The following is a 13,264-nucleotide window of genomic DNA, read 5'->3' on the forward strand; positions in this document are numbered from 1 at the left end:
TTTATGGCTGTAGTTATCACAGACGCCTGGCGCAGCCGCTTTGGCGGCACGGCCCGTTTATATGGCGAAGCGGCGTTGCAGCTTTTTGCTGACGCGCATGTGTGCGTGGTCGGTATCGGCGGCGTCGGCTCATGGGCGGCGGAAGCGCTGGCGCGTACCGGCATCGGCGCGATTACGCTGATTGATATGGATGACGTCTGCGTCACCAATACCAATCGTCAAATTCATGCACTGCGCGATACAGTGGGGCAGGCGAAATCAGACGTGATGGCCGAGCGTATTCGCCAGATTAACCCCGAGTGCCGCGTTACTGTTATCGATGATTTCGTCACCGTCGATAACGTGGCGCAATACCTGAGCGCCGGGTTTAGCTATGTCATTGACGCCATTGACAGCGTACGGCCCAAAGCGGCGCTGATCGCCTGGTGCCGTCGCAATAAAATTCCGCTGGTGACCACCGGTGGGGCGGGCGGGCAGACAGACCCGACGCAGATCCAGGTGGCGGATCTGGCCAAAACTATTCAGGATCCGCTGGCGGCGAAACTGCGCGAGCGGCTGAAAAGCGACTTCGGCGTAGTGAAAAACAGCAAAGGGAAGCTTGGGGTGGATTGCGTTTTCTCCACCGAAGCGCTGGTTTACCCGCAGGCCGACGGCTCGGTATGCGCGATGAAAAGCACGGCGGAAGGGCCGAAGCGCATGGATTGCGCCTCCGGCTTTGGCGCGGCGACGATGGTAACCGCCACGTTTGGGTTTGTGGCGGTGTCGCATGCGCTGAAGAAAATGATGGCGAAAGCGGCGCGCAGCGCCGGTTAGTCACACGCGGCGGGCGATGTCCTGAACGGCCTGCGCCAGCGCGGCCAGCCCCTGGCTGCGCGAGGCGCTGAGCTGGGCGCGCAGCCCTAACTCATCAAATAACGCCAGCGGATCTTCCGCCTGCAATTGCTGCGGCGTTTTGCCCTCGACGGCGGTGAGCAACACCGCCAGCAGGCCCCTCACGATGCGCCCCTCGCTGTCGCCGTAAAAGTGCAGGCCGCCGTCTGGTTGCGTTTCATGGCCGAGCCAGACCCGGTTTTCACAGCCGGGGATCTCCATCGCCTGCTGCTTTAACGACTCCGGCAGCGCCGGAAGCTGTTTGCCCAACAGGATCAGCTGGCGATATTTATCTTCCCACTGGGTGAGCGGGCCAAACGTCTGACGCAGCGTGTCGGGCATTATTGTGATGCCGAACGGATGCCCGGCCAGATAAGCAGTTGTCATTTAATCCACCAGTATGTCGAGAGCACGATCGATAGCGGCGATAAGCGCGTCGACGTCGCGTTGCGTGTTGTAAGGCGCGAACGAGGCGCGTAGCGTGCCGCTGACGCCAAGCGCCGCCAGCAGCGGCTGCGCGCAGTGCTGACCCGCACGCAGCGCGATGCCCGATTCCGCAAGCAGCGTCACCAGATCGCTGTGGTGTACGCCTGCGAAATCAAACGCCAGCAGGCTGGAATCCTGGCAGCGGAATGAGCGAAAGCCCGGGCGCGTTGACAGTTGCGCTTCGGCAAGCGTTGCGAGCCCGCGGCTGTAGCGCTCGGCTTGTTCCAGATCTATCTCCTCAAGCCAGGCGAGCGCGGCGCTGAGCCCGATAACGCCCGCGACGTTTGGCGTGCCTGCCTCAAAACGGTACGGCACCGGCTGGGTTTTAAAACCCTCGAATGACACTTCGGTGACCATCTTTCCACCGCCGAGCCACGGCGACATCTGCTCAAGCAGTTCGGTTTTGCCATACAGCACGCCGATGCCCGTCGGGCCATAGAGTTTGTGGCCGGAGAAGGCGTAGAAGTCGATGTCCAGCGCCTGGACGTCAGGCGGGCAGTGAACCACACCCTGCGCGCCGTCGACCACCACTACCACATCCGCGGCATGGGCGAGCGAGATAGCGCGGGCGAGATCCGGACAACCGCCGGTGACATTAGACATCTGGCCCAGTGCCAGCAGGCGAGTACGCGCGTTAATCAGCGCAGGCAGCATCGTCAGATCGGGCAGGCGATCGGCGCCTGTCGGGAGTTTGACGACCTTCGCGCCGGTCTGCTCCGCGACCATCAGCCACGGCACCAGGTTCGCGTGGTGCTCCGCTTCGCTGACGATAATCTCATCGCCGGGCGCAAGGCGCGGGCGGGCGTAGCACTGGGCGATAATATTGATGGATTCCGTCGTGCCGCGCGTCCAGACGATATCGCGGCTGTCAGGCGCGTTAATAAAGCGTGCGACGCTGTCGCGGGCGGCTTCATAACGCGCAGTGAGGCGCTGCGCTTCGGCAAACTGGCTACGGTGGACATTTCCCGCGCTCAGCGAATAGAACTGCTGGCTGGCTTCAATGACCGCCACCGGTTTGAGCGCCGTGGCGGCGCTGTCGAGATAAACGGCGTCGTTCAGCGAGGGAAACTGCGCACGAAAAACGGCGGGACTGAATGCTTTCATGATACTCCTCTTTCCAATCCTCCGATCGTGGCTCATTTAACGCACGTAAACAAGGCTATTGATAACCATCGGATAAGTCTGTTTATTCTGGCAATCGGATGAAAGCAGGTTATGCTGAATAGTGTTAGGTGAATATTTCAGCCTGTTAGCAGACGAAGTTTACATAGCATTAAACTCTAAAGGAGAAGAACCATGAATAAACTTGCCGCTGTAGTATCAGCATGCATGATGACTTTTGCTCTGAGCGCCTGTTCCGGTCCTAACTATGTGATGCACACCAACGACGGTCGTTCCATTGTGACCGACGGGAAACCGAAAACTGACGATGATACCGGCATGATTAAATATAAAGATGCCAACGGTAATCAGCAGCAGATCAACCGTACCGACGTAAAAGAGATGGTTGCGCTGGAGAAATAATCGCGCAGGCAAAAAAAAGCACCGCAAAGTGCGGTGCTACATTAATCACTATGGACAGACAGGGTAAATGTACAGGAAGTGAAAAGAGTAGCGTAGCTACGATGGTCTGAATCGCAGACCAAATGCAAACACAACAACACAACATCACAACCGTAAGCCAAAAGCCCTCCAGAACTCTCATTCCTAAAGACTTTTCGTTCCGGCTCAGGAAGTGCCGCCACTATAGGTATTTGCTGGTGTAACCTCAACGGACAAATTATAATGGCTCAGATAAAAAAAACTAATGGGTGACAACTTGTTTCTCGTTTGTTAATACGCATTTACACATAAGCCAAACATCATGTCCAAGCGATTACCGCCGTTAAACGCATTACGTGTTTTTGATGCCGCCGCGCGCCATTTGAGCTTTACCAAAGCTGCCGAAGAGCTCTTTGTCACCCAGGCTGCCGTCAGCCATCAAATTAAATCATTAGAAGATTTTCTGGGGCTGAAACTCTTTCGCCGACGCAACCGTTCTCTTCTTTTAACCGAAGAAGGGCAGAGCTATTTCCAGGATATCAAAGAGATTTTCTCTCAGCTGACAGAAGCGACGCGCAAACTGCAAGCGCGCAGCGCAAAAGGCGCGCTCACGGTCAGCCTGCTGCCAAGTTTCGCCATCCACTGGCTGGTGCCGCGCCTTTCGAGTTTCAACAGCAGCTGGCCGGGCATTGACGTGCGTATTCAGGCGGTCGACAGGCAGGAAGATAAGCTTGCCGATGATGTGGATGTGGCGATTTTCTACGGTCGCGGCAACTGGCCGGGGCTGCGTGTGGAAAAGCTTTATGCGGAATATCTGCTGCCGGTCTGTTCGCCCCTGCTGCTCACGGGCGATAAGCCGTTAAAGGCCCCGGAAGATTTGGCCCGCCACACGCTTCTGCATGACGCGTCGCGCCGCGACTGGCAAACTTATACGCGCCAGCTCGGTCTTAATCATATTAATGTCCAGCAGGGGCCGATTTTCAGCCACAGCGCGATGGTGTTGCAGGCAGCGATACACGGCCAGGGCGTGGCGCTCGCCAATAATGTCATGGCCCAGACGGAAATTGAAGCAGGCCGACTGGTCTGTCCGTTCAATGATGTGCTGGTGAGTAAAAATGCCTTTTATCTGGTTTGTCATGACAGTCAGGCAGAACTGGGTAAAATAGCGGCCTTTCGACAATGGATACTGGCGAAAGCGGCGAGCGAGCAAGAAAAATTCCGTTTTCGTTATGAACAATAACGATGATCCGCGCGCGTCTGGCGCGCCTTACTGTAGGGTTACATCATGACCAGCCGTTTTATGCTGATTTTCGCCTCAATCAGTGGCTTTGTTTTCGTTGCGCTGGGCGCCTTTGGCGCGCATGTATTACGTCAAACCCTCGGCGCTGCTGAGATGGGCTGGATACAAACCGGCCTTGAGTATCAGGCGTTTCATACGCTGGCGATTTTGGGGCTGGCGGTTGCGATGCAGCGGCGCATCAGCATCTGGTTTTACTGGAGCAGCGTGTTCCTGGCGCTCGGTACGGTACTTTTTAGCGGCAGCCTCTATTGTCTGGCGCTTTCCCATCTGCATTTATGGGCCTTCGTTACGCCGGTCGGCGGCGTAAGTTTTCTGGCCGGTTGGGTATTAATGTTAATTGGCGCGGTGCGTCTGAAGCGTAAAGGTTCGGTTCATGAATAAGGTCATTTTGTACTGCCGTCAGGGTTTTGAGAAAGAGTGCTCGGCAGAGATAACCGACAAAGCAGCGCAGCAAGGCGTTTTTGGTTTCGCCCGCGTGAAAGAAAACAGCGGCTATGTGATTTTCGAATGTTATCAGGCTGAAGAGGCCGATAAGCTCGCGCGTGACCTGCCGTTTAGCTCGCTGATTTTTGCCCGCCAGATGTTCGTGGCAGGCGAGCTTTTGCAGAATCTGCCGCCGGAAGATCGCGTCACGCCGATTGTCGGCATGTTGCAAGGCGTAGTGGAAAAAGGCGGTGAGCTGCGCGTTGAAGTGGCTGATACCAACGAAAGCAAAGAGCTGATGAAGTTCTGCCGCAAATTTACCGTCCCGCTGCGCGCCGCGCTTCGTGAGGCGAAGATCCTCGCGAATTTTGAAACGCCCAAACGCCCGGTCGTGCATGTGTTTTTCATCGCGCCTGGCTGCTGCTACGCGGGCTATTCGTATACCAACAATAACTCGCCATTCTATATGGGCATCCCGCGTCTGAAGTTTCCGGCGGACGCGCCGAGCCGCTCGACGCTGAAGCTTGAAGAGGCGTTCCATGTGTTTATTCCGGCGGATGAGTGGGATGAGCGCCTTGCCAACGGCATGTATGCGGTGGATCTGGGGGCGTGCCCCGGCGGCTGGACGTATCAGCTGGTGAAACGCAACATGTGGGTGTCATCCGTGGATAATGGCCCGATGGCGCAGAGCCTGATGGATACCGGGCAGGTGACGTGGCTGCGTGAAGACGGGTTTAAATACCGCCCGACTCGCAGCAATATTACCTGGATGGTGTGTGACATGGTGGAAAAACCGGCTAAAGTAGCGGCGCTGATGGCGCAGTGGCTGGTCAACGGCTGGTGTCGCGAAACTATTTTCAACCTCAAGCTGCCGATGAAAAAGCGCTATGAAGAGGTGTCGCAGAATATCGCCTCGATTCAGGAACAACTGGACGCGCATGGCATTAACGCGCAGATCCAGGCGCGCCAGCTCTATCACGACCGCGAGGAAGTAACCGTTCACGTGCGCCGCTGGTGGGCTGCCGTCGGCGGGCGTCGCGACGAGCGATAAACGCCAGTTTTCCCGGCGTAGAGGATTATAAGGCGGTTAAGCGAGAGCTTATCCGCCTTTTTAGTGCCGCGGAATTAGCCCTTCAACCGCAGCTGTTGCAAATTCCCGTCGAGCTGCAAATCGGTTTTCAGCGTCGCCACCTGGCGGCAGATAAACGCGCTTTCACGGTGCGATTCGAGCTTTTTACGCCACTTCTCCGGTACGTCGTCGAGCCGTTGGTAGAGGGTTTCCAGCGTGCCGAAATCATTAATTAACTGCGTGGCGCTTTTCGGCCCGATCCCCGCGACACCCGGTATTTTCGAACTGCTGATCCCGGCAAGCCCCCAGAAATCCGCCAGCCTTTCTGGCGCGACACCATATTCCCTGGCGATAAACGGCGCATCCAGCCAGCGCTTCTGAAAATAGTCGCGAATGCGAATTTCCGGACGCAGTAGCTGACAGTAGCCCTTATCGGTCGACACAATCGTCGCCTCATGGCCTGCGGCGGCGACTTTCACGGCGAGCGTGGCGGCGAGATCGTCGGCTTCGTTACCCTCGACATGCCAGCACGGGACGCCACGGCGGGTAAACGCCTCGCGCAATGCAGGCATCTCCTGATGGAGATCCTCAGGCATGGGGGGCCGCCCGGCTTTGTAGTCTGGCAGGAGTTGATGACGCCAGCCCTGCGCGCGGGCTTCATCATCAAACACCGCGACGGCGTGCGTCGGCTGGCTGTTGCCCAGCAGTTGTTCCAGCGCATGCAGGCAGGTATCGACACACGGCGTTCCCTGCACCGCGTGTATCCGGCGGATCAAGTTGAGCGCATCGACAATCAGCAAATGAACAGGCATGGCGGCTTACCTTGCGAACGTAAGAAGCCGTTACCGTAACATTTTCGGCATACGCTCACCAGAAAGGGGTGAGGATTCAGGAAGATAACGCGCAAAAAACCGCCCTGTTCACAGGGCGGCAAGGGAGGGATTAATCGCAGGCGACCACTTTGACCGCCAGGCCGCCGCGGGAGGTTTCGCGGTAGCGGGCGTTCATGTCTTTGCCAGTTTCGAACATGGTTTCGATAACTTTATCGAGGCAGACGCGCGGCTCGCTGGTACGACGCAGCGCCATACGTGCGGCATTGACGGCTTTCACAGAGGCAATCGCGTTGCGCTCAATGCATGGCACCTGAACCTGTCCCGCGACCGGGTCGCAGGTAAGCCCGAGGTTGTGTTCCATGCCGATTTCCGCCGCGATGCACACCTGGGCCGGGCTGCCGCCGAGCAGTTCGGCAAGGCCCGCCGCCGCCATGGAGCAGGCGACGCCCACTTCGCCCTGACAGCCCACTTCTGCGCCAGAGATGGACGCATTCATCTTATAGAGCGAGCCAATCGCGCTCGCTACCAGCAGGTAGCGCGCCAGTGAGTTAGCGTTCACTTCGCGGATAAACTTATCGTAGTACGCCAGCACGGCCGGAACGATTCCGCACGCCCCGTTGGTCGGCGCGGTAACGACACGGCCGCCCGCAGCGTTCTCTTCGTTGACCGCCAGCGCGAACATGTTGATCCAGTCCACCACGTTCATCGGGTCGGCGTCGGTTTTATCATGGCTGACCAGCATACGGCGCAGCGCGGCGGCACGACGCGGAACGCGCAGCCTGCCTGGCAGAACGCCCTCGGTTGTGGTGCCGCGCTCGATACCGGCGCGCATCACATCCCAGACCTGCGCGAAATGTGCTTCGAGTTCTTCTTTGCTGTGCAGCGCCAGCTCGTTTTTCATCATCAGGCCGGAGAGCGACAATCCGGTTTCGCGGCAGTGACGCTGAAGATCCGCCGCCGTTTGGTACGGGTACGGTACCGGCGTTATGGCGGTTTGCGTCTGGCCAAAATGTGCTTCATCGACGATAAAACCGCCGCCGATAGAGTAATACGTCTGGCTGTAGAGCACGTCGTCATTCGCAAGCGCGGTGATACGCATACCATTTTCGTGCCGCGCCAGATTATCGGCATGGAAATTCATACACTGATCGACCGGGAACGCGACTTCGTGCGCGCCGCCGGCGAGCATCAGGCGGCTGTGCGTATTAACGTCCTGAATGAAGCCTGGGATGGCGTCGATGTCCACCGTGTCCGGCAGATTGCCGGCCAGGCCCATAATAATAGCGATATCGGTGTGGTGGCCTTTGCCGGTCAGTGACAGGGAGCCATACACGTCCACCACCACTTTTGTCACCTTATGCAGCAGGTGTTGCGCGATAAGGTCATCGGTAAACTGCTTGCCCGCTTTCATCGGCCCTACGGTATGAGAGCTGGATGGACCAATACCGATTTTGAAAATATCAAAAACGCTGATCATGATGCATTCCGTTGAATCAATAACTGGGAAGGACTCGCGCCGCCGGGCGGCGGCGCGGACAGAGGATTAGCTGAAGAGCGAGTAGAAGATAGCGGAGATAGCGATAAGACCCATCACAGTCACGAACACGTTGCTGATGTGGCCGCTGTATTTACGCATGGCCGGGACTCTCGCAATCGCGTACATCGGCATCAGGAACAGAATCATCGCGATAATCGGACCGCCCAGCGTTTCGATCATGCCAAGGATGCTCGGGTTCAGGGTAGCGACAATCCAGGTGGTTACCAGCATGAACAGCGCGGTGATGCGGTTCAGTTTGCTCACTTCGATAGTTTTGCCGCGGCTACGCAGAGACTTAATCACCATGCCGTTGAAGCCTTCACGCGCGCCCAGGTAATGGCCGAGGAAAGATTTCGTGATGGCAATGATTGCGATGATCGGGCCTACCCAGGCGATAACCGGCACGTTGAAGTGGTTAGCGAGGTAAGAAAGGATAGTGATGTTCTGCGCTTTTGCTTCCGCCAGGTTTTCCGGGGTCAGGCTCAGCACACAGCTGAATACGAAGAACATCACGGTTACGACCATCATGATGTGCGCATAAGCCAGAATGCGGGAGCATTTTTTCTCGGCGTCCACACCGTACTCTTCACGTTTCGCCACGGCGAAAGCAGAGATGATCGGCGAATGGTTGAATGAGAACACCATGACCGGAATGGCGAGCCACAGGGTCATCAGCAGGCCGTTACCGGTAGAAGCGTGGCTGAAAGAGAGAGTTTCCAGCGCGGCGCCGCTCCAGTTCGGGATCAGGAAGCAGGCCATCAGCATCAGCACGGCCACGAACGGGAACACCAGCACGCTCATCGCTTTCACGATCATCTGCTCGCCGAAGCGCACGATAGTCATCATACCGATGATAAGGATCAGCGAAAGGATCGCGCGCGGCGGAGACGTCAGGCCCAGCTGGTGAGTAATAAAGCTGTCAACGGTGTTGGTGATAGCCACGCTGTACATCAGCAGGATCGGGTAAATCGCGAAGAAGTAGAGCAGGGTGATGACTTTACCAGCGCCAACGCCGAAATGTTCTTCCACGACCTCGGTAATGTCTTCGCCCGGGTTTTTACCGGAAAGGACAAAACGAGTGAGCGCGCGGTGGGCGAAGAAGGTCATCGGGAAGGCAAGGATGGCCATAATAATCAGGGGGATAAGGCCGCCGACGCCTGCGTTGATAGGCAGGAAAAGCACGCCTGCGCCAATCGCCGTGCCGTACAGGCCAAGCATCCACATGGTATCGGTTTTGCGCCACGCGCCGCTTTTCGCTGCGGTAGCGATGTTGCCTGTTTGAGTCGTTTCCATCTGTGTATCTCCTGGAGGAAGCAAAAAATCGAACTTAATAGTCACATTCGACAAAATATCGACGAACTGTAAAACGAAATTCTGTTTAGGGCGCTTTTTTTATAATTTTTTCCCGAAACTGTGGCGGGGCGAAAGATACATTCATGCACTGAATCCTTCAGTGATCCCGATCCCAATTGCAATAATCCACTTTTTTAGCAGGCGATTTTTAGATCATAACACTGGCTTTCGATGCCTGGTCGGCATTAATGCGCGCAGAGCCTGCCATTGACGGCAGATGAGGTAAATAGACCAGGATAAAATGATTAATAATTTCCTGTAAAAACAGACGAAAACAGCACGCTGAAATTCTTTTGGAGAAATTTCCAGGATTATGCGCGGCGAATTTTACAGCGCAAACGTTTCGCGGGGGATGGAGTCTATAAAAAAGGCGGCCCGCAGGCCGCCTGATATCACGTGCAGATTTCGTAACAGGGAATATAAGCGGAGCCCGGTAGCTTCATACGATGCTGGGCGACAAAGCCTTGCAGCAGATCGTCCATGCGCTTCATCATTTGCGCATCACCATGAATTTTATAGCGTCCGTACTGCTCAATGGCCCTGATGCCTACTTCTTTCACATTACCCGCCACAATACCTGAAAAGGCGCGACGCAGATCGGCTGCCAGAATTTCCGTCGGCTGATCGGGGTAAAGCTTCAGGTTCGCCATATTTTCATGGGTTGGCTCGAAGGGCACCTGAAGATCCGGCGAAATGCGGATAGACCAGTTGAAACTGTAGGCATCGCCGGTTTCACGACGGCACTCTTTCACCAGCGGCATCGCTTTTTTCATTTCGCGCGCCACTTCCGCCGGGTCGTCAATGATCACGCGGTAATGACGACGGGCCTTCTCGCCAAGGGTGTTGACGATAAAGTCGTCCAGCACGCGGAAATAGTCGGCGCTCTCTTTCGGCCCGGTCAGGATCAGCGGCAGCACCTGTTCCGCGTTATGCGGGTTCATCAAAATGCCGAGCAGGTACAGCAACTCTTCCGCCGTACCGACGCCGCCCGGGAAGATGATAATACCGTGGGCGATACGCACGAACGCCTCAAGGCGTTTTTCGATATCCGGCATGATGACAAGCTCGTTCACCAGCGGATTCGGCGGCTCGGCGGCGATAATCGACGGCTCGGTCATGCCGATAAAACGCCCTTCTTTGTAGCGCTGCTGGGCGTGACCGACCGCCGCGCCTTTCATCGGCGCTTCCATTGCGCCCGGCCCGCACCCGGTGCAGATATTCAGCTCGCGCAGCCCCAGTTGGGTACCGACGCGGCGGGCGTAGAGATATTCGGTTTCGTTAATAGAGTGTCCGCCCCAGCAGACCACCATATTCGGCGCTTCGCCGACATGCAGCGCTTTCGCGTTGCGCAGGATGGAAAATACCAGGTTGGTGATATGAATGGAGTCGCTAAGATTCAGATGCTGAAAGCGCCCGGCATTATGAATCTGTCCGTTCACGAACAAAATGTCGCGCAGCACGGCGAACAGGTTAGCCTGCAACGAGCGGATAATCTGCCCGTCGACAAACGCCTCTTCCGGCGGATTGATAAGTTCAAGCTTTACGCCGCGCTCGCGGCGCAGCACGTTGATATCGAAATTTTCAAAACGCGACAGCAGCGTTTTGCTGTTGTCGGTCTGGCTGCCGGAATTGAGCACCGCAAGCGAACAGTTGCGAAAGAGTTGATACAGGTCGCTGCTGGCTGTGCGTTTGAGCATGTCCACTTCCAGCTGCGACAGCAGATCCATCGAGCCCAGCGGGCTAATATGTGTAATCAAGTAAGCTCCTTACGGGGCGATAAACGCCGCTCCCTCTGATTACAATAGCCCCGCCATGTGACATTTAACAACCCACCCCGCACCGCCCTTGTGACGGATTTGCGGGGTGTTTAGCAATTACTGACGCGCCAGGCGCCCGGTTGCCGGTGTAAAGCTGTCGTTGCTGCGCCACGGATTAATATCCAGCCCGCCGCGGCGGGTGTAGCGCGCATAGACGCTGAGCGCTTCGGGCTGACAAAAACGCTGAATGTCGTTAAAAATGCGCTCCACGCACTGCTCGTGGAATTCGTTGTGATGGCGGAAAGAGACCAGATAGCGCAGCAGCTTTTCGCGACAGATTTTCGGCCCGCGATAGCGGATCTGCACGGAGCCCCAGTCCGGCTGGTGCGTGATGAGGCAATTGGATTTCAGCAGATGGCTGACCAGCGTCTCTTCAACGCGCGCTTCGCCCGCGGCGTCTGTAAGCAGCGCGGCGTCAAATTCGTAATCGGTGATAATCAGATCCTGATTATCGATGCATTCGCCCTCAAAGCGCGCAACCGGCTCGCCTTCAACCTCGTCAAGGCGGCGGAGCGTCACGGACACATCGCCCTGCGCGCAGGCGCGTAAGTCTCGCTCAAGCGTCTCGCGCACGTCATCAATGCTGGCGAAGCGCGTCTGATTAAAGCTGTTGAGATAGAGCTTAAAACTTTTAGATTCGACAAGATTCACGCTGGCGGCGTTAATCTCCGCCTGGCCTATCGCTACCTGCGGCAGACCGTTCTGATTAAGCCAGGAGAGTTCGTACATCGTCCAGATATCCGCCCCGTGAAAGGGCAGGGCGTCGGCGCGCAGGCCCAGCGGATCGCGGTTCAGACTGCGTGGCACCGGCTGGAGCAGAGAGGCATCGTAGATGTCGCGATAATCGGTAGATTTGCCAAGCGTCAGGCCATCAAGCGCCTGATGATTTTCATAAGAAGTCATGTGTCACCGTGATAATACAGGTACAATACAGGGTTCAGTGTATCTTACCTGACCTGAAGAGAGAATCTGGTGGAAAACGACGTACAACAGGCGCTGGCGGCATTCAGCGTGCGTTATTGCGAAGCGTGGCGGCAACAGCGGGGCAGCCTGCCCGTCAGTGAAGAATATATCGGTATTTCGTCCCCGTGCATTGTATCCACCCACCCTGACGCGGTAGAGTGGCAACCTCAGCCGTTTACGCCTGAGGATTCTCTCGGCGCGGTTGAGAAAGCGCTTGATATTGTGCTCCAGCCGGACGCGCACGCGTTTTACGCCAGTCAGTACGCAGGCGATATGCCCGCACGGTTCGGCGAGCTGACGTTAACGCTGTTACAGGCCTGGAGCCGGGACGATTTCCGCCGCGTGCAGGAAAACCTGATTGGCCACCTGGTCACACAAAAGCGCCTTAAGCTGTCGCCCACGATCTTTATCGCTACGCTTGACAGTGAACTGGATGTGGTCTCGCTGTGTAATCTTACCGGCGAAGTGGTGCGGGAAACCCTCGGTACCCGCCAGCGACGCGTGCTGGCACCGGCGCTTAGCACGTTTCTGCATCAACTCGACCCGCTGTTGTAATCCTTTTTTGCTCGCCCCCTTGTAAGAGATCTCTCACAAACCCTGTGAGAGATCGCCGTCAGAGTAAGGGTTTTCTTAGCGCGCTTCGTAATAAATTACTTTTATATTCAAACAGATGCGATAAAACGCTGCGCTTTTGTATGAAACTTATCTTAAATTGATCCTGTAAGCTGCCTTGTAAGTGCACGCGTAATGCGAGATTCTATTCCTGCCGACACGGAGTGGCGCTGAAGCGAACATCAGGAAGATGGCGCTTCAAACAGGATACGCCGGAGGGCGATTCAGGGAAGGCTTCAGGATGAGGCGAAAGGACGGCGCAGGAGCGCTAAGGGACACCTCCAGGAAGGAGAACGTGAGCCGGACAGGATTACCGGTGGGTCAGGAAGACTAAGGACACGCATCGGGACGATGCACCAGTAACATCAGGATGATGTGGGCAGGATGCGTAAAGGGATGTAAGGTCGCAAGACCGCAGGAAAAGTTGTCACGGACGAGCAGGGAGCACCGAAAAGTAGC

13 protein-coding genes are annotated in these 13,264 nt (G+C 56.4%); 6 read left to right on the top strand and 7 right to left on the bottom strand.

Features of this window, described 5'->3' with window-relative positions; all coding sequences use genetic code 11:
* Positions 1-3 precede the first annotated feature (3 nt).
* A complete protein-coding gene (gene tcdA / locus BJP61_RS05250) occupies positions 4-813 on the top strand; it encodes a tRNA cyclic N6-threonylcarbamoyladenosine(37) synthase TcdA (protein ID WP_038868107.1) in 810 nt (269 codons plus the stop codon).
* Here tcdA and csdE read toward each other — a convergent pair whose 3' ends face one another.
* Both csdE and csdA read right to left on the bottom strand, forming a co-directional pair.
* Positions 814-1,257, bottom strand: a complete 444-nt coding sequence (gene csdE / locus BJP61_RS05255; RefSeq protein WP_038868108.1) for a cysteine desulfurase sulfur acceptor subunit CsdE — start codon at positions 1,255-1,257, stop codon at positions 814-816.
* A complete protein-coding gene (gene csdA / locus BJP61_RS05260; protein WP_171997934.1) occupies positions 1,258-2,460 on the bottom strand; it encodes a cysteine desulfurase CsdA in 1,203 nt (400 codons plus the stop codon). It abuts the gene before it with no gap.
* A gap of 192 nt (positions 2,461-2,652) precedes the next feature.
* Here csdA and BJP61_RS05265 point away from each other — a divergent pair, with 192 nt between their 5' ends.
* The 4 genes from BJP61_RS05265 (at position 2,653) to rlmM (ending at position 5,672) form a co-directional block, all read left to right on the top strand.
* A complete protein-coding gene (locus tag BJP61_RS05265) occupies positions 2,653-2,880 on the top strand; it encodes a YgdI/YgdR family lipoprotein (RefSeq protein ID WP_004385389.1) in 228 nt (75 codons plus the stop codon).
* 340 nt (positions 2,881-3,220) lie between these two features.
* Positions 3,221-4,138 carry a glycine cleavage system transcriptional regulator GcvA gene (gene gcvA / locus BJP61_RS05270; RefSeq protein WP_007734978.1) on the top strand — a complete coding sequence of 306 codons (918 nt, stop codon included), beginning with the start codon at positions 3,221-3,223 and terminating at the stop codon, positions 4,136-4,138.
* A gap of 45 nt (positions 4,139-4,183) precedes the next feature.
* Positions 4,184-4,579, top strand: coding sequence for a DUF423 domain-containing protein (locus BJP61_RS05275; protein WP_038868112.1), 396 nt, complete (start codon positions 4,184-4,186; stop codon positions 4,577-4,579).
* Positions 4,572-5,672, top strand: a complete 1,101-nt coding sequence (gene rlmM / locus BJP61_RS05280) for a 23S rRNA (cytidine(2498)-2'-O)-methyltransferase RlmM (protein ID WP_171997935.1) — start codon at positions 4,572-4,574, stop codon at positions 5,670-5,672. The genes BJP61_RS05275 and rlmM overlap by 8 nt, the downstream gene beginning before the upstream one ends.
* 74 nt (positions 5,673-5,746) lie before the next feature.
* On the opposite strand, the gene xni is transcribed toward rlmM, so the two are convergent.
* The 5 genes from xni to queF form a co-directional block, all read right to left on the bottom strand.
* Positions 5,747-6,502 (bottom strand): flap endonuclease Xni, encoded by a 756-nt coding sequence (gene xni, locus BJP61_RS05285; protein WP_171997936.1) that lies wholly within the window; start codon positions 6,500-6,502, stop codon positions 5,747-5,749.
* A 130-nt stretch (positions 6,503-6,632) separates the two neighbouring features.
* The gene (locus BJP61_RS05290) at positions 6,633-8,000 is read right to left on the bottom strand and encodes an L-serine ammonia-lyase (protein ID WP_038868121.1); all 1,368 of its coding nucleotides are present in this window, start codon (positions 7,998-8,000) and stop codon (positions 6,633-6,635) included.
* A gap of 66 nt (positions 8,001-8,066) precedes the next feature.
* Entirely contained in the window at positions 8,067-9,353 is a 1,287-nt protein-coding gene (locus BJP61_RS05295) for an HAAAP family serine/threonine permease (RefSeq protein ID WP_038868122.1), read from the bottom strand.
* Positions 9,354-9,805: 452 nt separating this feature from the next.
* Positions 9,806-11,170, bottom strand: coding sequence for a nucleotide 5'-monophosphate nucleosidase PpnN (gene ppnN / locus BJP61_RS05300; RefSeq protein WP_075193372.1), 1,365 nt, complete (start codon positions 11,168-11,170; stop codon positions 9,806-9,808).
* A 117-nt stretch (positions 11,171-11,287) separates the two neighbouring features.
* Positions 11,288-12,133: an NADPH-dependent 7-cyano-7-deazaguanine reductase QueF gene (gene queF, locus BJP61_RS05305; protein ID WP_161579014.1), complete on the bottom strand. Its 846-nt coding sequence runs from the start codon at positions 12,131-12,133 to the stop codon at positions 11,288-11,290.
* A gap of 69 nt (positions 12,134-12,202) precedes the next feature.
* Here queF and syd point away from each other — a divergent pair, with 69 nt between their 5' ends.
* The gene (gene syd, locus BJP61_RS05310) at positions 12,203-12,748 is read left to right on the top strand and encodes a SecY-interacting protein (protein WP_171997937.1); all 546 of its coding nucleotides are present in this window, start codon (positions 12,203-12,205) and stop codon (positions 12,746-12,748) included.
* Positions 12,749-13,264: the final 516 nt, after the last annotated feature.

Source organism: Cronobacter sp. JZ38, assembly GCF_008932145.1.
Classification (GTDB): domain Bacteria; phylum Pseudomonadota; class Gammaproteobacteria; order Enterobacterales; family Enterobacteriaceae; genus Cronobacter; species Cronobacter muytjensii.